Source organism: Nocardia noduli (genome assembly GCF_019038455.1).
Lineage (GTDB): Bacteria > Actinomycetota > Actinomycetes > Mycobacteriales > Mycobacteriaceae > Nocardia > Nocardia noduli.
In genome coordinates, this window is sequence record NZ_JAFMPL010000114.1 from 1 (window position 1) to 26,228 (window position 26,228).

The 26,228-nt window shown below is 68.2% G+C and carries 25 protein-coding genes; 11 read left to right on the forward strand and 14 right to left on the reverse strand.

Annotated elements, in window-relative coordinates; genetic code table 11:
* Positions 1 to 28: 28 nt before the first annotated feature.
* Together JZ792_RS43655 and JZ792_RS35290 are read right to left on the reverse strand one after the other, a co-directional pair.
* Positions 29 to 1,177 (reverse strand): FGGY family carbohydrate kinase, encoded by a 1,149-nt coding sequence (locus JZ792_RS43655; protein ID WP_308165583.1) that lies wholly within the window; start codon positions 1,175 to 1,177, stop codon positions 29 to 31.
* Between the two features lie 87 nt (positions 1,178 to 1,264).
* The gene (locus tag JZ792_RS35290) at positions 1,265 to 2,101 is read right to left on the reverse strand and encodes an SDR family NAD(P)-dependent oxidoreductase (protein ID WP_216917243.1); all 837 of its coding nucleotides are present in this window, start codon (positions 2,099 to 2,101) and stop codon (positions 1,265 to 1,267) included.
* Between the two features lie 108 nt (positions 2,102 to 2,209).
* Here JZ792_RS35290 and JZ792_RS35295 point away from each other — a divergent pair, with 108 nt between their 5' ends.
* Positions 2,210 to 2,893: a TetR/AcrR family transcriptional regulator gene (locus JZ792_RS35295; protein ID WP_216917244.1), complete on the forward strand. Its 684-nt coding sequence runs from the start codon at positions 2,210 to 2,212 to the stop codon at positions 2,891 to 2,893.
* A 369-nt stretch (positions 2,894 to 3,262) separates the two neighbouring features.
* Complete coding sequence (locus JZ792_RS35300) at positions 3,263 to 3,778, forward strand: hypothetical protein (RefSeq protein ID WP_216917245.1); 516 nt, start codon at positions 3,263 to 3,265, stop codon at positions 3,776 to 3,778.
* Between the two features lie 10 nt (positions 3,779 to 3,788).
* Here the strand turns inward: JZ792_RS35300 and JZ792_RS35305 are convergent, their stop codons facing one another.
* Entirely contained in the window at positions 3,789 to 4,739 is a 951-nt protein-coding gene (locus JZ792_RS35305) for a helix-turn-helix domain-containing protein (protein ID WP_254190786.1), read from the reverse strand.
* A 94-nt stretch (positions 4,740 to 4,833) separates the two neighbouring features.
* Here JZ792_RS35305 and JZ792_RS35310 point away from each other — a divergent pair, with 94 nt between their 5' ends.
* Both JZ792_RS35310 and JZ792_RS35315 read left to right on the forward strand, forming a co-directional pair.
* Positions 4,834 to 5,628 carry an SDR family oxidoreductase gene (locus tag JZ792_RS35310; RefSeq protein WP_216917246.1) on the forward strand — a complete coding sequence of 265 codons (795 nt, stop codon included), beginning with the start codon at positions 4,834 to 4,836 and terminating at the stop codon, positions 5,626 to 5,628.
* On the forward strand, positions 5,625 to 6,698 hold the full coding sequence (locus JZ792_RS35315; protein ID WP_216917247.1) for an NAD(P)H-dependent amine dehydrogenase family protein: 1,074 nt from the start codon (positions 5,625 to 5,627) through the stop codon (positions 6,696 to 6,698). Before JZ792_RS35310 ends, JZ792_RS35315 begins: the two co-directional genes overlap by 4 nt.
* Here JZ792_RS35315 and JZ792_RS35320 read toward each other — a convergent pair.
* On the reverse strand, positions 6,695 to 7,768 hold the full coding sequence (locus JZ792_RS35320) for an aminotransferase class V-fold PLP-dependent enzyme (protein ID WP_216917248.1): 1,074 nt from the start codon (positions 7,766 to 7,768) through the stop codon (positions 6,695 to 6,697). The genes JZ792_RS35315 and JZ792_RS35320 overlap by 4 nt on opposite strands.
* A 528-nt stretch (positions 7,769 to 8,296) precedes the next feature.
* On the opposite strand from JZ792_RS35320, the gene JZ792_RS35325 reads away from it, so the two are divergent.
* The 4 genes from JZ792_RS35325 to JZ792_RS35340 all read left to right on the forward strand — a co-directional run bounded on the left by JZ792_RS35325 (position 8,297) and on the right by JZ792_RS35340 (position 11,644).
* On the forward strand, positions 8,297 to 8,968 hold the full coding sequence (locus tag JZ792_RS35325; RefSeq protein ID WP_216917249.1) for a response regulator transcription factor: 672 nt from the start codon (positions 8,297 to 8,299) through the stop codon (positions 8,966 to 8,968).
* Positions 8,965 to 10,131, forward strand: a complete 1,167-nt coding sequence (locus JZ792_RS35330) for a sensor histidine kinase (protein ID WP_216917250.1) — start codon at positions 8,965 to 8,967, stop codon at positions 10,129 to 10,131. Before JZ792_RS35325 ends, JZ792_RS35330 begins: the two co-directional genes overlap by 4 nt.
* Positions 10,128 to 11,204 carry a DUF8320 family protein gene (locus JZ792_RS35335; RefSeq protein WP_216917251.1) on the forward strand — a complete coding sequence of 359 codons (1,077 nt, stop codon included), beginning with the start codon at positions 10,128 to 10,130 and terminating at the stop codon, positions 11,202 to 11,204. The genes JZ792_RS35330 and JZ792_RS35335 overlap by 4 nt, the downstream gene beginning before the upstream one ends.
* A 134-nt stretch (positions 11,205 to 11,338) precedes the next feature.
* Positions 11,339 to 11,644 carry a LuxR C-terminal-related transcriptional regulator gene (locus JZ792_RS35340; RefSeq protein ID WP_308165582.1) on the forward strand — a complete coding sequence of 102 codons (306 nt, stop codon included), beginning with the start codon at positions 11,339 to 11,341 and terminating at the stop codon, positions 11,642 to 11,644.
* Positions 11,645 to 11,721: 77 nt separating this feature from the next.
* Here the strand turns inward: JZ792_RS35340 and JZ792_RS35345 are convergent, their stop codons facing one another.
* Complete coding sequence (locus JZ792_RS35345) at positions 11,722 to 12,801, reverse strand: YncE family protein (protein ID WP_216917252.1); 1,080 nt, start codon at positions 12,799 to 12,801, stop codon at positions 11,722 to 11,724.
* A 111-nt stretch (positions 12,802 to 12,912) separates the two neighbouring features.
* The gene (locus JZ792_RS35350) at positions 12,913 to 13,392 is read right to left on the reverse strand and encodes a nuclear transport factor 2 family protein (RefSeq protein ID WP_109524258.1); all 480 of its coding nucleotides are present in this window, start codon (positions 13,390 to 13,392) and stop codon (positions 12,913 to 12,915) included.
* Positions 13,393 to 13,565: 173 nt separating this feature from the next.
* On the opposite strand from JZ792_RS35350, the gene JZ792_RS35355 reads away from it, so the two are divergent.
* Positions 13,566 to 13,844 (forward strand): three-helix bundle dimerization domain-containing protein, encoded by a 279-nt coding sequence (locus tag JZ792_RS35355; RefSeq protein WP_216917253.1) that lies wholly within the window; start codon positions 13,566 to 13,568, stop codon positions 13,842 to 13,844.
* Between the two features lie 73 nt (positions 13,845 to 13,917).
* Here JZ792_RS35355 and hemC read toward each other — a convergent pair whose 3' ends face one another.
* The 3 genes from hemC to JZ792_RS35370 all read right to left on the reverse strand — a co-directional run bounded on the left by hemC (position 13,918) and on the right by JZ792_RS35370 (position 17,361).
* A complete protein-coding gene (hemC, locus tag JZ792_RS35360) occupies positions 13,918 to 14,847 on the reverse strand; it encodes a hydroxymethylbilane synthase (protein WP_109524260.1) in 930 nt (309 codons plus the stop codon).
* 124 nt (positions 14,848 to 14,971) lie between these two features.
* Positions 14,972 to 16,678: an FAD-binding dehydrogenase gene (locus JZ792_RS35365; RefSeq protein WP_438804422.1), complete on the reverse strand. Its 1,707-nt coding sequence runs from the start codon at positions 16,676 to 16,678 to the stop codon at positions 14,972 to 14,974.
* Positions 16,679 to 16,680: 2 nt separating this feature from the next.
* On the reverse strand, positions 16,681 to 17,361 hold the full coding sequence (locus JZ792_RS35370) for a TetR/AcrR family transcriptional regulator (protein ID WP_254190787.1): 681 nt from the start codon (positions 17,359 to 17,361) through the stop codon (positions 16,681 to 16,683).
* Positions 17,362 to 17,689: 328 nt separating this feature from the next.
* Here JZ792_RS35370 and JZ792_RS35375 point away from each other — a divergent pair, with 328 nt between their 5' ends.
* Positions 17,690 to 18,343: a cutinase family protein gene (locus JZ792_RS35375; RefSeq protein WP_216917255.1), complete on the forward strand. Its 654-nt coding sequence runs from the start codon at positions 17,690 to 17,692 to the stop codon at positions 18,341 to 18,343.
* Between the two features lie 79 nt (positions 18,344 to 18,422).
* On the opposite strand, the gene JZ792_RS35380 is transcribed toward JZ792_RS35375, so the two are convergent.
* On the reverse strand, positions 18,423 to 20,441 hold the full coding sequence (locus JZ792_RS35380) for an SDR family oxidoreductase (protein WP_216917256.1): 2,019 nt from the start codon (positions 20,439 to 20,441) through the stop codon (positions 18,423 to 18,425).
* Between the two features lie 315 nt (positions 20,442 to 20,756).
* Complete coding sequence (locus tag JZ792_RS35385) at positions 20,757 to 22,454, reverse strand: bifunctional metallophosphatase/5'-nucleotidase (protein ID WP_254190788.1); 1,698 nt, start codon at positions 22,452 to 22,454, stop codon at positions 20,757 to 20,759.
* 157 nt (positions 22,455 to 22,611) lie between these two features.
* Here JZ792_RS35385 and JZ792_RS35390 point away from each other — a divergent pair, with 157 nt between their 5' ends.
* Complete coding sequence (locus JZ792_RS35390) at positions 22,612 to 23,088, forward strand: hypothetical protein (RefSeq protein ID WP_216917257.1); 477 nt, start codon at positions 22,612 to 22,614, stop codon at positions 23,086 to 23,088.
* Here the strand turns inward: JZ792_RS35390 and JZ792_RS35395 are convergent.
* The 3 genes from JZ792_RS35395 to JZ792_RS35405 form a co-directional block, all read right to left on the reverse strand.
* A complete protein-coding gene (locus JZ792_RS35395) occupies positions 23,058 to 24,386 on the reverse strand; it encodes a GNAT family N-acetyltransferase (RefSeq protein WP_216917258.1) in 1,329 nt (442 codons plus the stop codon). The two genes, JZ792_RS35390 and JZ792_RS35395, sit on opposite strands and share 31 nt — an antisense overlap.
* Positions 24,387 to 24,389: 3 nt before the next feature.
* Positions 24,390 to 25,751: a glycosyl hydrolase family 28-related protein gene (locus JZ792_RS35400; protein WP_216917259.1), complete on the reverse strand. Its 1,362-nt coding sequence runs from the start codon at positions 25,749 to 25,751 to the stop codon at positions 24,390 to 24,392.
* A 167-nt stretch (positions 25,752 to 25,918) separates the two neighbouring features.
* A partial coding sequence (locus tag JZ792_RS35405) for an MspA family porin (RefSeq protein ID WP_216917260.1) occupies positions 25,919 to 26,228 on the reverse strand: 310 nt, incomplete at its 5' end.

The window sequence follows — 26,228 nt, forward strand, 5'->3', positions numbered from 1 at the left end:
ATCTACACGTAAGGGGTCGTCGGCAGCGTCAGATGTGTATAAGAGACAGGATGCCCTCCAGTGTGGCGCGGTACAACTCGGCCCTGCCGTGCGCCAGGGTGAGACCGGCGATCACCCCGCGCGCGTCCGGATCGAACAGCGGGGTGCGTTCGCCCGCGAAATAGGGGAGCAGCAGCAAGCCCCTGCTACCGGCGGGCACCCGCGCCGCCGCTTCGGTCAACGCGGTGTAATCCCCGCCGACCAATCCGCGCAACCAGTCGGTGACCGCACCCGAGGTGGCCATACCCGCGGCCAGTGTGTAGGTCCCGGGTTCGACACCGCAGGTACCCCACAGGCCGGGGTGCGGGCGCGGATCGGTGAGCACCTGCACCAGGAACATGGTGGTGCCGTACATGATCATNGCGTCGCCCGGCGCGCGGACGCCGACGCTGGCGGCCTCGGCCCAGGCATCGATGGTGCCCGTGGTCACCGGAAGTCCCGGCGGGAGTCCGGTATCCCGCGCGGCGCGTTCGGTGACACGCCCGATCACCTCGGTCGGCCAGGCGAGTTCGGGCAGCGCGAGTCCCGGCGCGACGGCCGCGCACATATCCGCCGCCCACTCCCGCCGGTACAGGTCGTACATGGGCACGCACTGACTGGCGGAATGGTGGTCGAGGACGTATCGGCCGGTGAGCCGGTGCACGAGAAAGGAACTCGCCATCAGCAGCATGGCGGTGCGGTCGGTGACGTGCGGTTCGTGACGGGTGAGCCAACGCCATTTCGGCCCGACGGCCTGACTCGTGAGCGGCGCCCCGGCGCGGGCGAGGACCGTGTCGGCGCCGAATTCGGCGTTCAGATCGGCGATTTCGCGGGTCGCGCGGGTATCGACGCCGTAGAGGATCGCCGGACGCAGCGGATTCCCCTCGGCGTCGGCGGGGAGCAGGCACGGTCCGATACCCGAGACCGCGAGGCCGTCCAGCGCGGCGCCGTCGTGGCCCGCGAGCAGTTCCCGGGTGATATCGCGGAAATCGGCCCACCAGACGGCCTCGGCGTCGTGTTCGACCCATCCCGGCTCGGGCCTCGAGACACCGTGCGCGCGTTCGGCTTTCGCGACGATCACGCCGTCCTCGCGTACCAGCGCCCCCTTGGAAGCCGATGTCCCGATATCGATGCCGAGAAAGATGACGCACCTCCGGATCGGATGCCGCTCACGGTCGCGGCCCGCCGTGCGACGGCCGCCGTCAGGAGCCTATCGCCGAGGTCACGGCAATGCCCGCAGGAAGGTTCAGGCGGTGGTTTCCGTGAGCAACGCGGCGGTCACCGCGTCCAGTCGCCGCGCGGCGTCGGGGTCGAAATCCTTCCCCGTCAGCGGAATCGGCGTGCGTCGCCGGAAGGCGCTGACCGGCGCGTACGGAGGCGTGTCCACAAGTTCGACGACGGGAACGATGGCCTTGGCGACCGACTGTGCGAAGAACACCGCCGCCGCCTTGCTGACCAGTCGTTGCATGGTCGGCAACGAGTCGGCCATGGCCGTGCGGGTGAACATCGGGTTGTAGAGCACGTATCGGGTGCGCGCGCCGGGATGACGCTGCGGGAAGTGGACGCCGAGCAGGTCGATGCACCGGGAAGCCTGCATCGCCGCGCGCATACCGCGATAGTCGTCGCGCAGTTGCAGATCGTCCCAGGCGATGGTTCCCGGCAGTCCGCCCGGACCCGCGATATTCATGATGACCGGGGCGGGCGCGGCCTCCAGCAGCGGGACGAGTCCGTGACCGAGGATGTAGCGGCTGAGATAGGCCAGCGCGAAGGTGCTCTCGAATCCGTCGGCGGTCTCCACGCGCTCGGGACGGAAGTGCTGCGCGCCGAATACGAGTCCGTCCACGGTGTCGGTGCGGGCGGGCACCTCGGTGAGCACCCGGTTCGTTCCGGCCCGGGTGCCGAGATCGGCGCGCAGGAAATGCGCGCGGTCGGCGGCGCCGAGCCTGGTCGCCTCGCGCAGGAAGGCCGCGCCCTTCTCCGCGCCGCTGGCGACCGCTATCACCCGATCGCCTCGGCCGAGCCAGTGCAGGCCGAGTCCTCGGCCGATGCCGTCGGTACCGCCGGTGATGACATAGGTGCGCATACGAATCGCTACTCCTTGCGTGGGATCTACGGGGAATGCCGGCCGGTGCGGTCGAGATTAGGAAGGCGCGCACGAGCAAGTCAACAATTGATGACTTACGCTGACCGGATGACAACGACCGCACCCCGACGCCGCGACCGGGTCGCCACCCGGGCGGCGCTGCTCGACGCCGCGCGCATCCGTTTCGCCCGCCAGGGATTCGAGGCGACCCGGGTGCGCGATATCGCCGCCGACGTCGGTGTCGACCCCGCGCTGCTCTTCCGCTATTTCGGCGCCAAGGAGAAGGTGTACGCCGAGGCGATGCGGCTGGAGATCCCGAGTGGGGGCACCGCCGACCCGCATCGTCCCGTCGTGCATATCGTCGACGAACTGCTCCGCGACGTGGTCTTCGACGAATGGCCGGAATTCGGCGGCGAGCATCCCCTGCTCGCGATGCTGCGCTCGTCGGGGCGCGCGGCGGTGCGCGAACAGTTGCGCTCCCAGCTGTGCGGCGACTACCTGCGCGAATTCACCCGACGCCTGGACGGACCCGACGCGGAACTGCGCGCCGAGCTGGTCGGCGCGCTGCTGCTCGGACTCGGGGTGATGCGGGTGGTGGTCGGCGGGCCCGCGGTGAACGCGGCCTCCTACGAGCAGACCAGGGGGCTCGTCGCCGACATGGTGCGGGTATTGACCGGTGAACGTCGCGGGGACGGCGAAGGCGCGTCACCGGTCGCGGCGCGACATCCGAAACGGGGCGCGGCCGGAACGAATTCGGTATCAGGTTCGGATCGAGACACTCGCCACGCGTAACTCCGTGGACCGAGAATACCTGCGGTATAGAAGAGTTCGCCGATCGCGCGTACCGGACGGCGCCGGGCTCGGCGGGAGGTCGGCGTCAATCCCCCTGGACCGTAATTATTTACGATCGAGCGGCTGGATCGACAAGGCATTCCCGTCGCGAAGCCCGATCTTCGGAGCAATGTCGCTCACGGCCCGGTAATGCGATTCTCGCTGGTCACGTTCGCCCACGGCGTCGGAGCAATTCGTGCGCATACCGGCGCGGATGTGTCGCGGATCATGTCACGTACCGGTCGGTGTCATGAAACATGTTGGGCGATAGCGATATACGACTTGATCACGGAACCGATCGTGACTTGCGGCGCGGGGTACGGTGTGCCCGTGGCGGAGTGGATCAGCGTGTACTGCGGGAGCCGGATCGAACTTGACGTGAAGGATATGCGTGAGGAATTGGCGACCGCGGACCTGAAAACCCTGGCGGAAGCGGTATTCGACACCGACGAGGAGGCCGCGCGTGCGCTCGAGTCGGCCGCGGGTCAGTTGCGGATAGAGCGGCACGGCGCCGAGATCGAAGTGCACTGGAAGTCCGCCGGACGACCGTTGCAGATTCGCGCCGTGTCGGGAACCGCCGCGGAGGGGGATATCGCGGAAGTGCTGGCCCAACGGCTGCCCGCGGGGTCGGGACCGGGCCCCGATCGCGTGCGCGCCCAGCTGGCCCGCACGCGGCAGGTCGTCTACCTGGAAATGGGCGTCAACGAGGCCAAAGGACTCGGCGCGGTATTCGGCGAGGTCCTCGCCTTCCGACTGGCCGCGGCGGGTGACGGTCTGGTGTGGCTGTTCGATCGACAGTGGGCGGCCCCCGACGACCGGGCGGTGCCGATCTGGAGTCACACCTGACCGTCGGCGGTCACGCGTCACGCAGCGCGGTGACCCCGGGTCGCTCGCGGTGTCGGGCGGCCGCGGTGAGTGCCTCCGCCGCGGTACGGGTCGCGCGGATGTAGGCGTCGCGTTCGGATCTCGTGGTGGCCGCGCGCAGCGGGCCGAGCTGGATCTCGTAGGTGGCGGCGCTCGAGGAGTCGAACACGGGCGCGCCCAGATAGCTCAACGGCAGTATCGCGTCGGAATCCAATTCTTCCCTGGTGAACGGCCGCGAGGTCAACGCGGCGAGTTGGCGCAACGCCCGGGTCCGTAGATGCGATTGCAGTAATTCGGTGCCCGCGGCCGTGAGCAGATCGGCCAGCAGATCCACCATGCCGTTGTCGTCGGCGCGCGGACGGAACAGGGCGACACCGCGATCGCGCACCAGCGTGAGCAGGGCGGCCGCGCTACGGCGGTCGGTATCGGGAGCGGTGGCAAGCCAGGTGTTCTGCTCGGCGGCGTCGCGCCACGGCATGACGGCGGCCCCCGCCGGGAACTGCAACGGAATGCGATGTCCCAGTGGGATTCCCGGAACCACCCGATCGGGTCCGTGCCTGATGTCGAGAACGGTCAGCCGGTCCGCCGAGATCCGGCTCAGGGTCGTGCCGCATCCGGTCTCGGCGGCGAGCGCGGCGAGGATGTCACCGACACCGGGCGGCAGCGCAGGCTCGGCCAGGCCGGTCGGAACGGTACCGATGCGGTAGCCGCGCCGGGGATCACGCACGACCCAGCCCGCCGAATCCAGTTCGGCCAGTACGGCGGTCGCGGTGGCGCGGGCGATATCGAGACGTTCGGCGATGGTGGCGACCGGCAGCGGCTCTGGAGTCGCGGCCAGTAGCGCGACGATCTCTACGACGCGGCGGGTAGGTGGCGACGCCGAACGGTCGTCCTCGGGTTGCGCGCGGTTCTTTCCGGTCGGCGCGGTCATACGGTCTTTCATGGCCAACCCCTTGTGTGATCTCTGCGAGCAACCTTACGATGTCGAATATATGTCATGAGGTGTCGAATATTCGTCAGATGAACGGGTGGATCGCATGATTCTGGACAGATTCCGGATAGACGGCAAGGTCGCCGTCGTGACAGGTGCGGGACGGGGACTTGGCCGCGCGATCGCGGTGGCATTCGCCGAAGCGGGAGCCGACGTGGTCGTCGCGGCGCGGACCAAGAGCCAGCTCGACGAGGTGGCCGACGCGATCGCCGCGGTCGGTCGCAGGGCCCACGTGGTTCCCGCCGACCTGAACGATATCGACGCCGTCGCCGCACTCGCCGCCACGGCGGTCGAGCAGTTCAGCCGCCTCGATATCGTGGTCAACAATGTCGGCGGCGCGATGCCGTGCACACTGCTCGACACCACGCCGGACGCGCTGGAATCGGCCTTCCGCTTCAATGTCACCACCGCGCACGCGCTTGTCCGCGCCGCGGTGCCGCGGATACTCGAGACCGCGGGTGAGGGTTCGATCGTGAACATCACCTCGACGATGGGTCGGCTGCCCGGGCGCGCCTTCGCCGCCTACGGCACCGCGAAGGCGGCGCTGGCGCACTACACGAAACTGGCCGCGCTGGACCTGAATCCGCGCATCAGGGTGAATGCCATCGCGCCGGGATCCATTCTCACCTCGGCGCTGGAGATCGTCGCGGGCAACGACGCCATGCGCACCGAGGTGGAGTCGAAGACGCCACTGCACACCATCGGTGAACCGGAGGATATCGCCGCCGCGGCACTGTATCTCGTCTCACCGGCCGGAAAGTACCTGACCGGTAAGGTGCTCGAACCCGACGGCGGCCTGATCAGCCCGAATCTCGACCTGCCGATTCCGGACCTGTCATGAGCTGTCGCGTAGTGCAGTGGGGCACGGGCAATGTCGGTAGGCACGCGCTGGCGGGCATCATCGCCTCGCCGGATCTGGAATTGACCGGCGTGTGGGTCTCCGGTCCGGACAAAGCCGGTCGGGACGCGGGAATCCTCGCCGGACTGGATCATCCGGTGGGAGTGATCGCGACCGACGACGCGGCGGCGGTGATCGCGGCGAAACCGGATTGCGTCGTCTACTGCTCGATGACCGACAACCGGCTGATGGAGGCCATCGAGGATCTGCGGCGGCTGCTCGCCGCCGGGATCAACGTCGTCGCCTGCGCGCCGGTGTTCTTCCAGTATCCCTACGGCGTGCTGCCCGCCGAACTGCTGACGCCGATCGAAGAGGCGGCACGCGAAGGCAATTCGTCGCTCTGGGTCAACGGGATAGATCCCGGTTTCGCGAACGACCTGTTACCGCTGGCGCTGGCGGGCACCTGTCTGCGCATCGATCAGCTGCGCTGCGTGGAGATCGTCGACTACGCCAGTTACGACAATCGCGCGGTCATGTTCGACATCATGGGTTTCGGCAAACCGCTCGACGAGGTGCCGATGCTGTTGCAGCCCGGTGTGCTCTCGCTGGCGTGGGGCGGCACCGTGCGTCAGCTCGCGGCGGGCATCGGGGTCACCCTCGACAGTGTCACCGAGGTCTACGAACGGATCCCGGCCCCGGAATCCTTCGATATCGTCACCGGCCATATCGCCGAGGGAACCGCCGCCGCACTGCGTTTCGAAGTGCGCGGCATGGTCGGCGACGAACCGGTGACGGTGCTGGAACACGTGACCAGGCTGCGCCCCGACCTGTGCCCGCAGTGGCGCCAACCCGCGCACCGGGAGGGTTCCTACCGGATCGAGATCACCGGAGACCCGTGCTACGCCATGGATGTCGTCACCTCGAGTCCGCGCGGCGATCACAATTTCGCCACGCTGCTCGCGACCGCCATGCGCATCGTCAACGCGGTACCCGCCGTCGTGGCGGCCGAGCCGGGCATTCGCACCGCGCTCGACCTGCCGTTGATCACTGCCCCGGCCACCCGGCGGGGTTAGGCGTCGGCGTCCAGGTGCTCGGCGTCGCCGAGCACCTCCAGTGCCCGGTCGACGTCGTCGGCGCTGTTGTAGAGGTGGAAGGCGAAACGCAGTCCGCCGCCGCGCGCCGCGACCACGATATCGGCCTGTTCGAGACGGGCGGCCGATGCGCCCGCACCCGGTACCGAGACGATCGCCGATCGTCCCGGTACCGGCGTGTACCCGCGCTCGACGAGTCCGGCGCGGAACCGGTCGGCGAGGCCGATGTCGTGCGCGTGGACGGCCTCGACGGTGAGTTCCTCGAGCAGGCTCAGCCCGGCGCTCGCGACGAGGATGCCGAGCCAGTCGGGGGAGAAGTCGAAGCGCCGCGCCGAATTCGCCAGCGCCACCGGCGCGTACAGTTCGGCCCAGCGATCGGCGGCCGCGTACCAGCCGGGGGACAGCGGTCGCAGCGCGGCGGCGGCCTCCGGACCCACGGCGAAGAACGCCACGCTGCGGGCGCCCATCATCCACTTGTAGGTGGCGCAGATCCAGTAGTCGGCGTCGGCGAATCTCAGCGGCAGCCACCCCGCGGCCTGGGTCGCGTCGACGAGCAGGCGGGTCCCGTGCGCCGATGTGGCGGCGCGCAACCGGGACAGATCGGTGACGCGGCCGTTCGCGGACTGCACCACGCTGACGGCGACCAACGCCGTCTCCGCCCGGACCCGATCGGCGAGGTCCGCCAGCGGAACGAAACGGACCGAGAGGTCGCCGCGGTGCAGGAAGGGCATGGAGACCGAGGAGAACTCGCCGTCGGCGATCAGGACCTCTGCCCCCGGAGCCAGCGCGTCGACCACCGGGCCGACGAGTCCGGCGGCCGTGCCACCGAGGCCGATGTCGTCCGGGGTCGCGCCGGTGAGCAATCGGGCGAAACCCGCGCGCACGGTCTCGACGCTCTCGTCGTCGGAGGCGAGCCCGCTACCCCGCCCCGCCGCCCATCGCGCGGTCGCCTCCCGCACGGCCGCGAGCCCGCGCGCGGGTGGCAGCCCGTACGCGGCGGTATTGAGATAGGTGGTCTCGGAGCAGAATTCGGCCGGTGCGAGCGACTTCATGGACTCAGCATGTGATCTCGTCGCCGTGCGTGTCCAGCGCCGGTGCCGCGAAACTGGACCTTTCCAGGGTGGTCGCGCGAGAAATATATTCCCGCGATCAAGTGCCAACCATTCGGTATAATTAACGTTCCGCCATCTCCTGGCAAACGTGACGTCGCTGCGTTAGCATTGTCCGGTGCTCAATTCGGTTCCGCCGACCGTGTCGAATTATCGGTCCATTACCTCGGCCTGTCACCGGGAATGCGGTGGATCGAATTATCTCCGGTTCCGAAGCGCGGCGATCGGCCACCCGTCGCTCGGAACAGCGGTTGAGGTAGGCACTTTCACCGTCGGTTGACCGGTACGCGTACCGTCCGACTTTCACGGCACATGCTTTTCACGGGCTCGGAATATCAACGTCGATTCATTCCGCGAAACAGAGTGATCGGTGTCCGCCGGAGAAATTCTCACACAATGATGTGAACGGCGGACAACGGGATCCGGTCGCCGCCGGACGACGGACAGCGATATTCGACGAGGGGAACGAATGTGCGTAGCTCGAACGGTCGGACCGAATATCCGCGCCGGATCGGGGTGGTCGAGGATCACGCGGTGACCATCGCCGGTCTGCGTCAGATCCTCGCCGACGAGCCCGAGGTCGAGATCGTCGCCACCGCGGCGTCGGTCACCGAACTGCTGGCCCTCACCTGCGACCTGCACCTGGTCGTCCTGGATCTGCGTCTTCCCGACGGCTCGTCGCCGATCGCCAATGTCGAACAACTCCGCGCGGCCGGAGTCGAGGCGCTGGTACTCACCTCCGGCGACGAACCGTTCCTGGTCCGCGCCGCCGCGCGCGCGGGAGTGCTCGGTGTCGTGCGCAAATCCGAACGTGACGATGTGATCGCCGCCGCCGTCTGCGCCGCCGCCGTGGGGGAACTGGTGCCGAGTATGGACTGGGCGGCCGCCATCGATTCCGACGACCGTTTCGCCGAGGTCGATCTCAGTCCACGGCAGCGCGATGTGCTCTCGCTGTACGCGTCGGGCGAACCGGCGGCCCGCGTCGCCAAACTGACCGGGCTCACCGCGGATACGGTCAACGCCTATCTCGGCAGGATCCGCCAGAAATACGCCGAGGCCGGTCGGCCGGCTCGGAACAAGACCGAATTGTTCAAGCGCGCGCTGGAGGACGGTTGGTTACCCATCCCGAGACGTCGGAGATGACAACCCGGGGAAACGATTCCGCCGGAATGCGGATCACCCGGCTGTTCGCCCGGTTCATCGGATCGGGGTACGTGTTCTATCTGGCGCTGATGTTTCGCGACATCACCACCCAGGCCGCCGCGATGTCGACCTGGTGGACCTGGATCGCGGTCCCCATGGTGTTCGGGCCGCCCATCGTCCTCGGTCTGGCGTCCTTCCACGGCGACCCGACCCCGATGTACCGCGCCGCCGCCGCGACGGCGCTGCTGTTCGTGGTCGCCGCCCTGCTGTGGCCGCTGGCCTGGGACGGCACGTTGCTCACCGCGGACGCGTGGATATCGACCATCCCCGGCTTGGCCGGGCTCGCCGCGGCTCTCACCTGGCGACCGCCGTGGGCGGTGGCGCTGCTGGTCGCGGCGGTCGTTCCGGTGCAATTGATCAACCACTACTGTCGTGTCCCGGATCGCAACGGCCTCTTCCTGCCCGACCTGATGTTCGCGCTCAGCTTCTGCCTGATCTTCGTCGCCGCGGCGCTGATGGCGATGCGCACCGGCAGGCTCCTCGACCGGACCAGGACCGCCGCGCACGCCACCGCCGCCGCGGCGGCCGCGGCGCAGTCGCGCAGTGTGCAGCGCGCCCGATTCAACGCGCTGATCCACGACTGGGTCATGTCGTCACTGCTGGCCGCCGCCAGGCGCACCGCGCGCGAGGAGGTACGCCAGCAGGCCGGACTCGCCCTGGTCAAACTCGGTGAGAGCGAACCCGACGATATCGAGGGCTACACGACCGCCATGCTGATCGCGCACCTGCGCACCGCCGTCGCGGACGCGGACGACACCCTCGAGGTCACGGTGCACACCCGCGACGATGTCCGGGACGCGTCCTTCCCGTCCGATCCGGTCCGCGTTCTCGGCGCCGCGGTGACCGAGGCGATCCGCAACAGCGTGCTGCACGCGGGCGTCGACGCGATTCGCCGGGTCGACCTCACGGTCGAGCCGTCCGGTATCGACATCGTCGTCACCGACGACGGGATCGGGTTCGATCCGGTCGCCGTCGCGCCGCACCGGCTCGGACTGTCGGTCAGCATCGTCGGGCGGTTGCGCCGATTGACGGGCGGGACGGTCGACGTGCGCTCACGGCCGGGACACGGCACCACCGTGCGCATGTCGTGGCGAGCGCGATGAGCGAACCGGGCGTCCCGGTGCGCGACGCGGGCACCCTGCTGGGGATGAACACCCGCGCGGCGTGGGTCATCGCGGGCTTCTACCTGTGTTCGGAAGCGGCACTGGCGATCACCTCCTCCGGCGACGTCGACCGAGTGTGGCCGGTGTTCGTCGCGCTGGCGCTGACGGTACTCGCGACCGCGACGCTGATCGCGGCGCGCAGCGACCCGCTCGCGCCGACACTCACCCTCGCCCTGGCGATCTCGGTCCCGGTGTGCAGTGTGCTCGTGCTGTGTGAACTGCCGGTGCCACCGACCTCCGCGGCGCAACTGTGGCCGTTCGGGTCCGGCACGGTCACCGCGACCTTCCTGTGCGTGCGAGGACGCGCCGCCGCCGCGTGGCTCGGAATGACGGCGATGATCGGGGTTTCGGCGCTGTGGTCGGCGCGCACCGGTCAGGGCGTCGGCCACGGCGTCGAGATCTCGATCATCAATCTCGGGCCGCTGTTCATGGCGACCTTCTTCGCCTACACGATCCGTCCGGCCGCCCACGAGATCTTCGCGCTGCGAGAGGAATCGACCCGGCGGGCGGGCCGGGAAGCCGCGGCGGCGGCTGCCTTGGAAGAGCGCCGAGACCAGACACGGCGGGTCGATCGGCTCGTGCGCCCGATTCTCGAGACGATCGCGGGACCGGGCCCGCTCGACCACGAGATCAGGACCGAATGCCGTTTGATCGAAGCGCATCTGCGGGACAGCCTGCGAGCGCCCGCGCTCGATGTCGCCCCGGTGACGGCGAAAGCCCGCGCCGCGCGACGCCGCGGTGTCGACGTGGCGCTCGTCGACGATCACGGTCTCGACGGCGTGACCGCGCGGGTGCGGGCACGCCTGGTCGGTGTGGTGGCCGCCGAACTCGAGCGCGCGGACGCGGGCAGCGTCAGTATCCGGATCCTGCCACCGCGCCGTTCGATGCTCGCGACGATCGTCGTCAACCATCCGGTTAACGGGATTCGCCGGGTGGAGGTCGGCCACGACGCCGGTCTGCGCACCACCTCTACCGGGAACGACGAGGAAGATCGTTATCTCGGCGAACGATGACACCAACTCTGGGGTCAAGGAACTGGAATCTGCTCCGTCAGTGAGCAATCCACTAGCATTCAGGGAGGTCGGCGCGTGTCGTGATCGGGGAGACCGGTGCCGGACCGAATGTCGACGGAAGAAGGAAGATCATCGTGTCGTTCGTTTCCGCTGTCCCGGAATCAGTGTCGTCGCTGTCGGCCGCGGGTGTCACCACCCCGCGCCGCCGCCGTATCACCCCGCCGTTGAGCCCGCGGGAGATCGAAGTTCTGCTCGCGTGGATCGCGAGCGATTCCAAAACCGAAGTGTGCCAGAAACTGTACATCTCCCCGGGGACCGTCAACACCCATCTCGTCCGTATCCGGGACAAGTACGAACGCGCGGGTCGGCCCGCGCCGACCAAGGCCGCGCTGATGGCGCGCGCGCTCCAGGACGGTTATCTCGATCTCGACGAGATCTGACGGGATCCGAGGGAAAGAACGGTCCGGACACGACGACGGCGAAGCGGGTTGTCCGCTTCGCCGTCGGTAATCCGGTGTCAGTGCGAGAAGGCGGCCGAGCCCGGCCCGGATCCGATGCCGATGGGGGCGCCTGCCTGCTGGAAATCGGACGTGCCGAAGGGGATCAGGGTTCCGGGACGCGGATTCGCCTGGAGGAACGCCGGAAGCACCTCGGTGGCGTCGAATCCGGCGATCGCGGTGGGGACCAGCGGGCGCGCCTGCGGCCCGAGGCTGCCGACATACATCTTGGCGCCGTCGGCGGTGAAGCCGACCGAGACCGGGGCGTCGACGGGCACGGTGCCGACCACCCGATCAGTCGCGATGTCGACGACCTGGACCGCGTCCGAGCCGACGGTGGCGACCAGCAGTCGGGTGCCGTCGGGGCTGATCGCGCCCGCCACGGGCGCGCTGCCCGCCCCGAACGAGATCGCCCCGGTCCGTTGCCAACCGGCGGTGTCGATGACGGACACGTTGTCGCCGAGCACATTCATCGAATAGAGCTTGCGGCCGTCGGGGGAGATCACGGCGGCGTAGGGGACCGACCCGTCGATCTGGATGCGCTGTCCCAGTTGGAATCCGGACTCCGGGTCGAACGCGGCCGCGGTGGAATCGGCGAACACGGCGTAGACGCGGCTGCCGTCGGGCGCGATGGCGGCCGCGAACGGTATGGCGGGCAACGGCATCGAGCGCAGCAGCGTGTCGGTCTTGGTGCTCAGCACGTCGATGGACGGTCGCGCGGTCAGGATGTACACCTGGTCGCGGACCGGATCCGCGATCGGCTGGGCGAGTCCGTCGGTTCCCGTGATCGGGATACGCGAAGTGACCGTGTTCGATTCGCGGTCTATCACGGCGATGTCGTCGGTGCCGACGAACGGCGGATTGAACGCCTGCACGTAGAGCTTGCGGCCGTCACGCGATGCCGTGACCGACGAGGCGTACGGGCCCGCGTTCTCGATGCGCTGGACCACGCGGTCCGCGGCGGTGTCGACCACCAGCACGGCGCCGTCGCTCACCACCGGGACGTAGGCGAAGGGTCCGGTCCCGTCCGCCGAGGCGTTCGGAGCGAAGATCGTGAGCCCGACCGCGGCCAATGCGACCGCGATAGACCTGAGTGCCATCCCTGGACCTTTCCGTGTCAACCGCAAGAGGTCACTATTGCGTGGAAATGCCACGGCCGCAACAGGTCGTCACCATTATCTGGGATTTTCTCCAGCTTCGTGCCGTCGCGGTCACCGGTCGGACGAGGCCCACATATTGCTCAGCAGTTGGTAACTGGGTGTGTCGGCCAGGGCCTGTGACGATTCATAAACCCGCCGGTAGCCCGTTTCGCTGATACGCCAGCGGCCGTCCTCGTCGCGGCGGTACCGGTCGGTGTAGTACCCGGCGCCCCTGATCAGGACGCCGTATTCGGTCGCGATGACGGTGTCCTCGAAGGCCCAGGAACCGGTGGCGGTATCGCCGTCGACGGTGATCTCGGGGTGATTCGCGATGTGGACGGTGACGAGGGACGGGCCGAGATTCTGCCGCATGAAATCGGTGATGGCCTCGCGTCCGTCCAGCGTCAGCGGTTCACCGAGCGCGTGGGTGCCGTATCGTCCCGCCGCGTCCTCGGTGAGGGTGTCGGCGAATTCGTCCCACTGTTTGAGGTCGAGTGTCCGGAAATAGCGGTATTTGAGCTGCCGAACAGCTTCCACGGCGGCGAGGTCCATGCCGACAGCGTCGCACGCGGTTCGCCACCGCACAAGAACGTGTTCTAATTCCGCGTTTCGCTCGCCGTTCGCCCGGGTGAACGGCGGCGAATCGGGTACTCGACAGTCGAGCGCGGGTGACCCGAGCCCGGCTCGGCAGATGAGAAATCCATACGGCACGTCGAGGAGCCATCGTGACCGACAGCCCGATCGAACCCGACAACACCCATTCCGACCTGACTCTCGACCAGCAGGCGGCGCTCAGCGCCGCCGTCGAGCGCCTGCGCGGCGAATTCGACGATATCGCGGCCGACGACGATATCGACGCCATGGTGCGCGCCGCGTACGCGCATGTCGCCGACCACGCGAATATCGACAATTTCCTTCCCCTGCTCGCCGAGCGATACACCCGCGAACTGTTGAAGGCGGCCGACGCGGAGCAGCACGGCACGAGAACGTCCGCCGAGGTGTAGTCGTCGGACGACGATCGCCGGGCACCGTACGGTGCCCGGCGATTCGTGTATCGGTCCGACGACGCGGACGGTCTCAGTGCGGAATGGAGTCGATCAGCGCACGCGCGCCCTGGCGCAGCAGATCCGCGCCGACGAAGAAGCCCAGTGCCTGCGGATCCTCCGCGACGCCCCAGTGCATGGCGTCGAGCCAGCGGCTGCCGTCAAGGTCGAACACCTTGCCGTGCAGGGTGAGGCGGCCGGTGGCATCGGAGGTCGCGTAGCCCGCGATGGGGGAGTTGCAGTGGCCCTGGAGCGCGTGCAGCATCGCCCGTTCGGCGTCGGCGTGCCGGTGGGTGACGGCATCGTCGAGCCGAGCGCCGAGTTCGAGCAGTTGGGTGTCGTCCTTACGGCACTGCAACGCGATGACGCCCGCGCCGATCGGCGGGAGCATGACGTCCAGACCGAGGGTTTCGGTGATGCGGTGCGCTTGGTTCACCCGGTGCAGGCCGGAGACCGCCGCGATCAGGACATCGATATGTCCCTCTTCGAGGCGGGCCAGCCGCGTATTGACGTTGCCGCGCAACGGTTTCACCGCCAGGTGCGGGTAGTGCAGCCGCAATTGCGCGCTGCGCCGGACCGAACTGGTCCCGACCACGGTGCCCTCCGGCAACTCGCTCAGCGGAGCGCCGGTGCGGGTGATCACCGCGTCGTGTACATCCTCGCGCGGCAGATACCCGGCGAAGGCGAGTCCCTCGGGCACCGGGATATCGCCCGGGATGTCCTTGAGGCAGTGCACCGCGAGGTCGGCGTCATCGGCGAGCAGCGCGACATCGATCTCCTTGACGAACGCGCCCTTGCCACCGAGTTTCGACAGATCGCCCATCCACCGGTCACCCGCGGTGGTCAATTTCACGATCTCGCTGTCCACCCCGAGACCCGCGAGTAGGCCCGCGACCTGTTCGGCTTGCGCCAGAGCCATCGGACTTGATCGGGTCGAAATGCGAATAACGCGCCCACGCGACATTCAGGGGACACTACTCCGCCGCGATCGGGGGCGAACAGAGGGGACGCGCGCGCGTCGGCCGTATCGGCGCTGGTTCGGATGTCCGTGCAGGGGAAACGAGTCGAGGACTGTTGCCCGTATCACCCTAACCCACCGACGTCTCGCCGTCCGCGAGCCGGGACGCGAGTGCGCGCCCCGCGGCGCGGCCGGAGAAGATGCAGCCGCCGAGGAACGTGCCCTCGAGCGCGTTGTATCCGTGCACGCCGCCGCCGCCGAATCCCGCGACCTCGCCCGCGGCGTACAGGCCCGCGAACGGTGTGCCGTCCGGGCGCACGACCTGGGAGTCCAGGGTCGTCTGGAGGCCGCCGAGGGTCTTGCGGGTGAGGATATTGAGCCGGACCGCGATCAGCGGGCCGTGCGCCGGATCCAGGATGCGATGCGGTTTGGCCACCCGGCCCGCCTTGTCGCCGAAGTACCGGCGCGCGTTGGTGATCGCCATCAACTGGGCGTCCTTGCTGAACTTGTTGCCGATCTCCCGGTCCCTGGCGACGATCTGCGCTTCGAGCGCGTCGTGATCGAGTCGCGGGCCGCGGGCGATCTTGTTCATGCCGTCGACGAGTTCGCGCAGGGTGTCGGCGACGACGAAATCGACGCCGTGCTGTTTGAACGCCTCGACCGGACCGGGCGCGCCCTTGGCGACGCGGCTCTTGAGGGTGAGCTTGAGATCCTTGCCGGTGATATCGGGGTTCTGTTCGGAACCGGAGAGCGCGAACTCCTTCTCGATGATCGACTGGGTGAGCACGAACCACGAGTAGTCGTAGCCGGAGGCGAGGATCTCCTTCATCGTGGCGTTGGTGTCGAATCCGGGGAAACACGGTGCGGGCAGCCGTTTTCCGTTCGCGTCGAACCACAGCGAGGATGGGCCGGGGATGATGCGGATGGCGTGGTCCGGCCAGATCGGATCCCAGTTGACGATGCCTTCGGTGTAGTGCCACATGCGATCCCGATTGACGATCGCGCCGCCCGCGGCCTCGGTGATCCCGAGCATGCGGCCGTCGACGTGGGCGGGCACACCGGAGATCAGCGTCTCGGGGCACGGCCCGAGACGGTCGGTCGGCCAGTTCCGGCGGATCAGTTCGTGGTTGTGGCCGATTCCGCCGGAGGTGACGACGACCGCCGACGCCCGGAACTCGAATTCGCCGACCACCTCGCGCGAGGACGCGACACCGCGCGCGACATCGGAATCCTCCAGGACACTGCCCTTCACACCCACCACCGCGTCACCCTCGACGATCAGCTCGTCCACCCGGTGCCGGAAACTGAACCCGGCCAGACCGCGTTTCTCGGCGTCGAGCACCGGTTCGGCGAAGACGCGCAGCACCTCGGGCCCGGTACCCCAGGTGAGGTGGAAACGCGGTACCGAGTTGCCGTGCCCGTCGGCGAAAGCGCCGCCGCGTTCGGCCCAGCCGACCAGCGGTGTCACCCGCAAACCCAAGGCGTGCAGGTAATCCCGCTTCTCGGTCGCGGCGAACCGGACGTAGGCCCGCGCCCACTGCCGGGCCCAGTGGTCCTCGTCGTCGCGGTCGAAGCCCGCCGAACCGAGCCAATCCTGCAACGCCAGTTCGTAGGAGTCCTTGATCCCGAGTCGGCGCTGTTCCGGACTGTCGACGAAGAACAGGCCACCGAGCGACCAGAACGCCTGCCCGCCGAGGTTGGCGCGGTTCTCCTGGTCGATCAGATGTACCGTGCGGCCCGCCGCGGTGAGTTCGTAGGCCGCGACGAGACCGGCCAGACCCGCGCCGACGACGATGACATCGGCCGTGCGCGCGAATTCGGGACTGCAATTGGTCATGTTCATCCTTCGGGGGTGGTGGGCGGGGTGGTCGCCGTGGGCGCGCTGTACGCCAGGACCACATGTCGCAGCAGGTCGGTACGCGCGCGCCGGATCCGGCTGTCGAGCGGTTCCATGAGCACCTGGATCGCGGTGCCGTCGTGCACGGCGACGATCGCCCGCCCGAGCGCGACCGGATCGGCGACATCGCGCCCGAGTCCGGACAGCGCCGCGACCACGGTCGGCACGAGCGCGGCCACGATCGCTTCCTCGCGGTCGGCCATCGCGGTGCGCAGGGCGGGGGTGCGCAGGGCGTGCGCGGTGAACTCGGCGCTGATCCGGAACCAGGCCTCGTCGAGCGGCACCGCCCGTTCCAGGCGGTGGACGGCGTCGCGCAGGTCGCCGACGCCGTCCGCGCCGATGCCCTCTAGCGCGACGCGCAGATCGTCGAGCATGGCCGCCGAGCGCTGTTCCCAGATGGCGAGGAACAGTTCGTCGAGCGAGGCGAAATTGGAGTAGAAGGCCCCCCGGGTGAAACCTGCCCGGTCGCAGATCCGCTCGACCGACGCGCGCCCGAAACCCTCCTCGGCGAAGACGTCGTAGGCGGCGGCGAGCAGGCGGTGCCGGGTTTCGCTACGCCTGCGCGTGACGCGGCGCGGTGCGCTCCTGGTGGTCGGCGACGACAGTGTGTTCTCCTCGGGCAAAACGGATATTCCGGTCAGTTGGATACAGTTCTGTATTGAATACGGAACTGTATCAGCCCGCGCCGCCCCCGGGTGTCGGTTCGGTGGGATTCGGGTGGCGGCGCCACCCTCGGCCGACCCCGCGTAGGGACGTTCCACCGGCACGGTCGATCTCGTCCCGTAGTGAAATCGCCCTCCGCACAACGATTGAGCGTTGAGCCGGTCTCGCTTCGGTCCGATTCCTTGACGCCGACCGGCGCCGTCCCTACCTTCGCGGATATAGCCGAGTGGCGCTTGTCATCGACAGGCGCCACTCGGCGTCTCACAACGGCGTGAGTGGGTGATCACGATGGCAATTCGACACATCAAATTCTCCGAGAAGTGGCGTCCGGTACGGGCATTCGCGGTGGTGGTCCTGGTGGCGGGGGTGACGAGTCTCGGCGCTACGGCCCTGGCGAACGACTGCGCGGCGGTGGACGTCGTCGTCGCGAGGGGGACCGGGGAACCCGGGTGGCTGGGCAGCGTGGTCGGTGACCCGCTGTACGGCGAACTGGTACAGGCACTTCCGGTCGACTCCACCGCGTACGCGGTGAATTATCCCGCCGACCTGACGGTTCCGTCGTCGGCGGCCGACGGTACGACCGATATGGTGAATCACCTCGTCCGGCAGTCCGAGGACTGCCCGGATCAGCGTTTCGTCCTGGTCGGTTACTCCCAGGGCGCGGCGGTCGTCCACGGGGTACTCGGTACCGCCCTGGTCGCCTGGATTCCCGGCGTCCACGTCCTTCCGATACATCTCGAATCGAAGGTCGCTGCGGTTCTGCTGTTCGGTGATCCGCTGCGCGCGGTCGGCTGGCGCGTCTCGGATCTCTATCTGTGGCGAACCGGAAATTACTGTGTGAGCGGCGATCCCATCTGCGGTGGTGGCATCGACTTCCGCACGCACACCGATTACGGATGGGCGTTCGGACCCGCGGCGTGGTTCGCGGCCGAACACGTCTGATCCGCGACCGGGCACGGCGACGCGGGGTGGAGGGCACTGCCCCCACCCCGCGTCGCCGTGTCGAGGTGAATTCGGGTCGCTACCAGTGCAATCCGGGCACGATTCGCGCCATGCGGGCCGCCGGGCCCGGCAACGCCATCAACGGCAGCAGCACCGGGGCGAGTACGCCGAGCGCGGTTCCGGTCGCCGAGGATTTGTCCGCGTCCTCGGCGCGCGGAATCGACGAGACCCCGCGCGCGGCATCGGATTCGCCGAACCGACGGAAACCTCGATGCATGATGGACCGCTTCACCGACGGCATCAGCAGGTCGACGGCCTGGGCGAACGTGCCGACGGGGGTGTCGATGCGATCGGGGCGCTCCTCGAGCGCCCTGACCACGATGGCGGCGGCCCGGTCGGGATCGGGGACGGGCAGCGAGCGGTAGAGGTCGGTCGGCGCGATCATCGGGGTGCGCACCAGCGGCATCCGGATCGAGGTGAATCCGACTCCGGCGTCCCTGTTCTCGACCGCGGCGATCTCACTGAAATTGTCCAGCGCGGATTTGCTTGCCACGTAGGCGGCGAAGCGCGGCACCTTGGTCTGCACCGCGATCGAGGAGATGTTGACGATATGGCCGAAGCGGCGGGCGCGCATGGACGGCAGCAGACCCAGGATCAGGCGCACCGCGCCGAAATAGTTCACGGCCATGGTCCGTTCGAAATCGTGCATCCGGTCGGTGGAGTTCACCACCGACCGCCGGATCGAACGGCCCGCGTTGTTCACCAGATAGTCGATGTGACCGTATTCGGCCAGTACCGTCCCGACGAGGGTGTCGACGGCGTCGGGATCGGTGATGTCGCAGGGGTGGGCGAACGCGCGGCCGCCCTCACTCCGGATGGATTCGGCCGCCGCGGCGAGATCTTCGACGCCGCGCGCGATCATGACCACGGTCGCGCCGCGCCGTGCCACGGCGTGCGCGGTGGCGAGACCGATACCCGAGGATGCCCCCGTGATGAGGATCGTGCGATCACGGAACGGATCGGTGGCCTGGCGCCCCCGGCTCGGGTCGAGATGTTCGCGCCAGTATTGCCAGAGGATCGCCGCGTAGCCGTCGAAGGCGGGCACGTCGATTCCGGTACCGCGCAGCAGTGACCGCGTCGAGTCGGAGACGAATTCGGAGGCGAAGGAGATGTGCGGCGCGACCGAGGCGGGAATGCCGATCTGTTCCAGCAGGAAATCGCGGACGGCGGGAACGCCCGGCAGGTGCGCGAGTCCGCTGAGCGCGGCCGCGCTGCCCGGCACGACACCGATTCCGGGGGGTGCGCCCGCCGCCGCGGCGAGCGCGCCGTAGATCGTGTCGAAGGGTTGCGGGGCCGGATCGGTGAGATGGAATGTGCGTCCGTCGAGCCCGTCCCGGCCGATCAGTTCCACCATGGCATCGGCGACGTAATCGACGGGCACGATATTGGTCGCGCCCAGATCGGGAAGCGGAATCGGCAGCTCGGCGGGTAGTCCCGCCATTCTGGCGATGGCGGCGAAGAAATAATAGGGACCGTCGATCTTGTCCATTTCGCCGGTGCGCGAATCGCCGACGATTATCGCGGGACGATAGACGCGCCAGCGTAATCCGGACGATTCGCGGACCAATTTCTCGGCGGCGAATTTCGTGCGGTGATACGGCGAGGTCAATTGCTGACCGAGATCGAAATCCTCCTCGAAATAGCGACCGCGGTGATCACCGGCCACCGCGACCGAGGAGACATGGTGCAGGACCGCCCCGGTCTCCCGGGCGAGTTCGACCACCGCTCGGGTGCCCGCGACATTCGCGGCGTAGGCGGTGGCCTCGTCGGCGGTCATGTCGTACACCGCGCCGAGATGGACGATATGGTCGGCGGCCGGAGCCGGGCCGATCAGGCCGAGTCGCTCGGCGGTCAGATCGCCGACCAGTGCGAATACGCGTTCGCTACCGCGCCATCCGGTGGTCAGTTCGCGGAATTTCGGCAGCGAACCCGGGCGCACGAGTACGTGCACGATCGCCGCGGGGTCGCGGTCGAGCAGACCCTGTACCACCCGCTTGCCCAGAAACCCGGTACCGCCTGTCACGATGTGGGAAACCATCGTTCCTCCTGCTGCTCGCTCGAACCCTGTTGTGGCACAACATTGATCCGACATGTCGCGGTGTGAATGCGGGAATCAATGATTCGGCACCGCGCAGCGATGTGACAGCCGTCGGGCCGAAAGTAGGAACACCTTCGTCCTGACTGATAGAGAACTGTAATGGGTCCGGTTCGGCGGGAGCAAGCCGCGAGGTTCGCGGACGCTGTGTGAATTGTCACCGCGGGTCCGATGTGATTTATGTGTGTGACAACAGTTTTCATATACACATCGGAGTTATTGATACGCCGGTCACATCGGCGCGAACAGAATATCGAATTACTTCTTTTCGACGCGAGGGGTGGGAGCCTGCACGTTCGGGCGGGAGGTCAGGAAGGATTCGAACGCGCCGAGGTCGGTCGGACCGACGGTCTTGTCGGTGCCTTCGGTGAAGACCGTGAATCCGTCACCGCCGGAGGCGAGGAAGCTGTTGGTGGTGATCCGGTAGGTCGCGACCGGGTTGAGCGGTTGACCTCCGATGCGAACGCTCGCGGCCACGACCTTCTGATCCTTCGGCGCCGAATCGACGTAGGTGTAGGTGAGGCCCGCCGGGGACAGCACCGTGCTCTTGGACCCGTTGCTCCACTGTTGCTCGAGCAGTCGCAGCACCTGCTGTCCGGTGAGGGTCAGGGTGACGACCTGGTTCCCGAACGGCTGGACCGTGTAGATATCGCCGTAGGTGATCGGACCGGCTTTCAGGTCGGCGCGGACACCGCCGGGATTGGTGAACGCCGCGACGGCGGTCGAGGGAGCCGAGGTGGTCGCGGTCAGCATGGAATCGGCGACCACGCTGCCCAGCGGTGACTCACCGGCCGGGCCGGGATCGTGCGGCAGGGCGACGGCCGTGGTCCCGACCACCCGCGCCGCACGCGGGCGCGCCTGCTCGGCATAGAAATTCACCAGCGCGGCCGCGTTCGCGTCGGGGGTGACCTCGCGGGTGACCACCCGGTTCACCGCCGAGGCCTGCACGCCGTCCGCACCGAACCGCAGGGTGACATCGGTGATCAGCCTGCCGTAGGAGGCGGCCTGGGTGACCACCTTCCCGTCCACCGCGCAGACGTAGGGCTGATGAGTGTGGCCGGTGAGCACCGCGCGGACCGCCGGGTCGGTCCGGGTGGCGAGCGCGGTGACCTCCGGCCCGACATTCGCACACCCGTTGTAGTCGACCGGGCCGGTCCCCGTGGCCTGCTGCGCGCCGCCGTCGTGCACGAGCGCCACGATCGTCTCCGCCCCCGCCGCCTTCATCTCGGGGACGTAGGCGTTGATCGCGCTCACCTGGTCACCGAAGTTGTAGCCCCGGATCCCTTCCGGCATCACGATATTCACGGTGTCGGCGGTGACGGTGCCGACGACGCCGATCTTGCGCCCGCCGACCTCGACCATCGTCCAGGCGCGCAGCGCGGGCGGGAGTTTGCCCGACGCGTCGGTGACATTCGCGGCCAGGAACGGGAATTTCGCGCCGGTGAACGGTTCGCCGGGCGTGCAGCCGTCGGGGGCGCACCCACCCCGCTGCAACCGCCCCAATTCGATGACGCCGTCGTCGAATTCGTGATTGCCGACCGCCGACGCGGCGACCCCGACCGTATTCATGTACGCGATGGTCGGCTCATCGTGGAACAGGCCCGATATGGGCGGACTCGCGCCGATATTGTCGCCCGCCGACACCACCGCGCTGGCGGGATAGGCGGCTTTCAGCCTGGCCAGGTGTGTCGCGAGATACACCGCGCCACCCGCGTCGTATCCCGCGATCTTGCCCGTCGACCCCTGCGGCGGTTCGAGATTGCCGTGCAGGTCGTTGAACCCGAACAGGTGCACCTCGTCCGGTTTGACTCCGACGAGATCGTCGGTCGAGATCAGTGGGGCACCGCCGGACGTGGTCGCGGGCGACCTCTCGTCGGTGGCGGGGGCGCACCCGGCGAGCATGCCGAGAGCGAGGAATCCGATGACGACACCGGCGATGGAACGGGACTCGCGCATACGCGAGACTTTCCCACGCGTCGCCCGTTCATGCACCGGACACGGTGTGTCGTTCCGACCAACGTTCGGTGTGCCGCGAACGGTGTGCCGCCGTACACTCGAAGAGTTCGATCACGGGTCCTTCGACGGCCGGTTCGTCGACAGCGAGGTGGTTCCCATGTCGTCGACAACGTATCGGCAGGCGCCGACGGCGGTGCTCGATACGTGGCTGTGCCTGGCGGCCGGAATCCTGTTCGGCGGGGCGGGTACGGCGGTGGTGGTGTCGGCCCTGCTCGCCTACGGCGCGGAGAACGCCGCGAATCTCGATCGGTTCGAGCCCGAATTCGGGCTCGTGTTCGGAATCCTGTGGTGCGCGATCGGCGGGGTCGGGCTGTGGGCGGCGCGCGAGATCTGGCGCACGACCCCGCGCCTGGTCATCACCGCGGACGGATTGAGTCACTGGCACGGCGGCCTCGTGACCGCGTTCGACTGGTCGGAGATCGAACTGATCCATATCGCGGGCGGGCGCAGGATGACGGTGGTCGCGCGCCATTTCGATCCCTACCGCATCGATACCGCCGACCTGTCCACCTCCGCGGACGCCGTCGCCGACACCATCCGCCGCTACCGGCCCTCCGCGCCGATCGTGCGGTAGAGCCGCCGCGCGGTCCGGGAATCGGGGACGGTCACGGCCCACAGGTCGTGGTCGGCGCGACGTCCGGTGACGCCGACGAAATCGTGCAGCCGCCCCTCCCATTCCATGCCCGCGCGTGCGGCCAGCTCGGCGAACTCGATGTCGTCGGGTTCGATCTCGGCGGCGACGCGGATCATGCGCAGGACCGTCAGCGCGTATTCCACGACGAGCCTGATGGCGATCGTGCGGATCCTGCGTATCGAGGAAGGGGGCAGCGTCGGATCGGTCCACGCGAACAGCCGGGCGTGCCGGTTGAACATATCGGCCTCGAACAGGCGCACCTCGCCGACGAACGCGCCGTCGTCCTCGATCGCGAGCACCAGGTCGGGCGGGGGAGCGTCGCGTCGGGGACGCGCCAAGCCGAAGGTCCATCCCCTCGGACGTGCCGTACCGGCCCCGATGGGCCGCCATCGGGCCGCCCCGGTGGTGAGATCGGCGTGTTCGGGACTGCGCACCACCAGACCGGGATGGCGCGGGTCGGTGAGCCGGATCCGCTGCGCGTACCACAGCGGGTCGGCCGAACGCAGAACCCGGCCCGCGTGATACCTGGCGATCGCGACGAGCACCTCGGTGCGGCGCGGTGGCCGGATATCCGGCAGTTCCGGTGGCGGCTCGCTGCGTGGCGGCCGGCCCGAGCGGTGCCGGATCCAGTACTCGGTCAGGCCTTCTCGCGGCGCGGTCCGGTCGGTGATGGCCCACAGTTCGTGATCCTGCGGCGCGCCGCCCGCGTCGAAGTACCTCGCCATGAGCGCCTCGCGGCGGAACCCGAGCCGCTGCGCTCCGGCGCCGGTGGCGGCATTCGCCGGTGAGATCGGCGCGGTGATCCGCCGCAGACCCGCCGTGCCGAAGGCGAAATCCACGATCAACGCCGTCGCCAGTGCCGCGATGCCGTGCCGCGCCAGCTGCGAGGACATCCAGAGCCCGAGTTCGGCACTGCCGGAATCGAAGTCGATGTGGGCCAGTTCGACCTGCCCGGCCAGCAGGCCGTCGACCTCGATCACCAGCCCGAGTCTGCGGGCCGCGCGCTCGCCCGCTCGGCCCGCGAGATATTCGTGGATCCAGTGTCGCGGGGTGTGGCGCGCGGGCCAGTCCAGCGGCGAACTCGACCAGAACGGTTCGATCCGGTGCCGGTCGTACAGGCGCAGTTGCCGCCACCGGGAGTAGTCATCGATCCGCGGCGGCCGCAGGACGATGGTGGCGCCGTGCAGGGTGACCGGACCGAGCCTGACCCGTGACAGGGGGGTCGGATGGTCGGTCACGGGTCACCCCTTGGGTCGCTGGCGTCCCAGCGGGGAGGTGCGGACGGCGCCATCGGTGGAGACGGTCAGCCTCCAGTAGCCGCCGTCGTTGTCCTTGAGCACGACCCCGCCTTCGGGTCGGTCGGAAAGCCACGCTCCACTGGATAGTACGGCCGATCGCACATCGCCGTCGGGTCCCTGGGCCTGCATGATGTCGGCGTCGCCGCGTCCGGCCCTGCCGACGATCGTGCCCTCGAAACGCGGTGCGCGCATACTGCCCCGCCCGAGCACGTGCCAGCGGGCCGGGAACTGGGCAGGCGCGAAATCCTCTCCGGCACTGGAGATCAGGTTGACGGCGGTACCCTCGGGGCAGCCCGCCGGATCGATCCGCAATTCGATCGGATGCCGTTCCAGATCCGGGTCGAACACGACGTTGGCGAGGTAGGGCTGACGGCAGTACACCAGGTCGATCGCGACCGAACGGGCCGCGACCTTGCAGTTGACCATGCCGAACTGGGCGGGCCCGCCGCGCTCGCGGTCGCCGACCGACACCGCGATATCGGCGCCCTCGAACCAGACATTGGTCAGCCACCAGTCGTTGGCGGCCCCGTCGATGGCGAGGTGTTTGTCGGTGGTCTTCGGGTCGTGATCGGAGACGAATTCGACATTGGTCAGCGCCAGACCGGCGTTGTGATCGTTGCCGGTGCCGAGCACGCCGATGAAATTGCTGGTGAGTTTGGACGAGGTCACATAGTTCTGGATGCACGAGGTGGTGATGCCGACACCGAAATTGTTGATATCGCAGTTGATGAACGCGGTGCCGCCGGTATTGCCCTCGAGCACCACGCCGCGCTGGGCCAGGAACTGCGGGTGATTGGTGCTGAGATGGTTGCCCCGGATCACCACCGCGTCGAAGGAACACCGGAAACACTCGGTGAGGACGACGGCGGTGGAGCGTGGACCCGACATGTAGATCCCGAGCCGGGAGAACCGCACCCTGCTGCGATTGCGCAACGAGATGAGCGTGGTGTCGGTCTCGCAGACCAGCGTCGAGATGTCGGGGCCGTCGCCGAGCACCGTGGCGAAATCGGGCAGTTCGGGGAAGGACGTCACCCGGTAGTGGCCCGCGGGCAGGTAGAGCACCGGGGGGCCTTCGGACGCGGCGACCGCGGCGGCGATGGCGGCGGTATCGTCGGCGAGGCCGTCGCCGACGGCGCCGAAATCGCGCACATTGCGTGCCGAGGGCGCGTCGGTCACCGTGGGGGAGCGGAACTCGGTATCCGGTTGCTCCTGCTCGGCGGTCGCGCACGCGGCCAGTGGCAGCACGGCGGCGGCGCCGAGGGAAACGGCCAGCAGTCGTCGTCGACGGATGGCGTCATCGGTCATTGTGCAGTCTCCCGACCAGTCTCGCAGGCCCCTTCCCGGGTTCCGTACGCTACCGCGTCGATCCGGGCACGCTGCGCGGAGGCCGCGTGGCGCGTGCCTCGTCGACCGTTCGCCCTCACCCGAGAACGCCGTTTCGGACGTGACATCCGGGCGAGGGCGTAGCCGGATCAGAGGGTCCAGGGCTTGCCGTAGGTGATCACGGTGTCACCGTCGGCGCTCACGAGCTTGACGAACGGCCGGATATTGGTCTGGCCGAGCACGCCGGTGATGGTCGCGTGGAATCCGGACAGCCGGATGAAGCCCTCGGTGCCCGAGACGTCGCCGCCCGCGCATTCGATGGTCTGGATGCCGGGGCCGAAACCGGCCTCGAGCTGTACGCCCGCCTTCGGGATCAGGCTGTCGATCTTCAGCACGCCGATATCGGCGCCACCGAGATCACCACCGAGGCCGGGGGGGGAGTACTCGAATTTGCTCTTT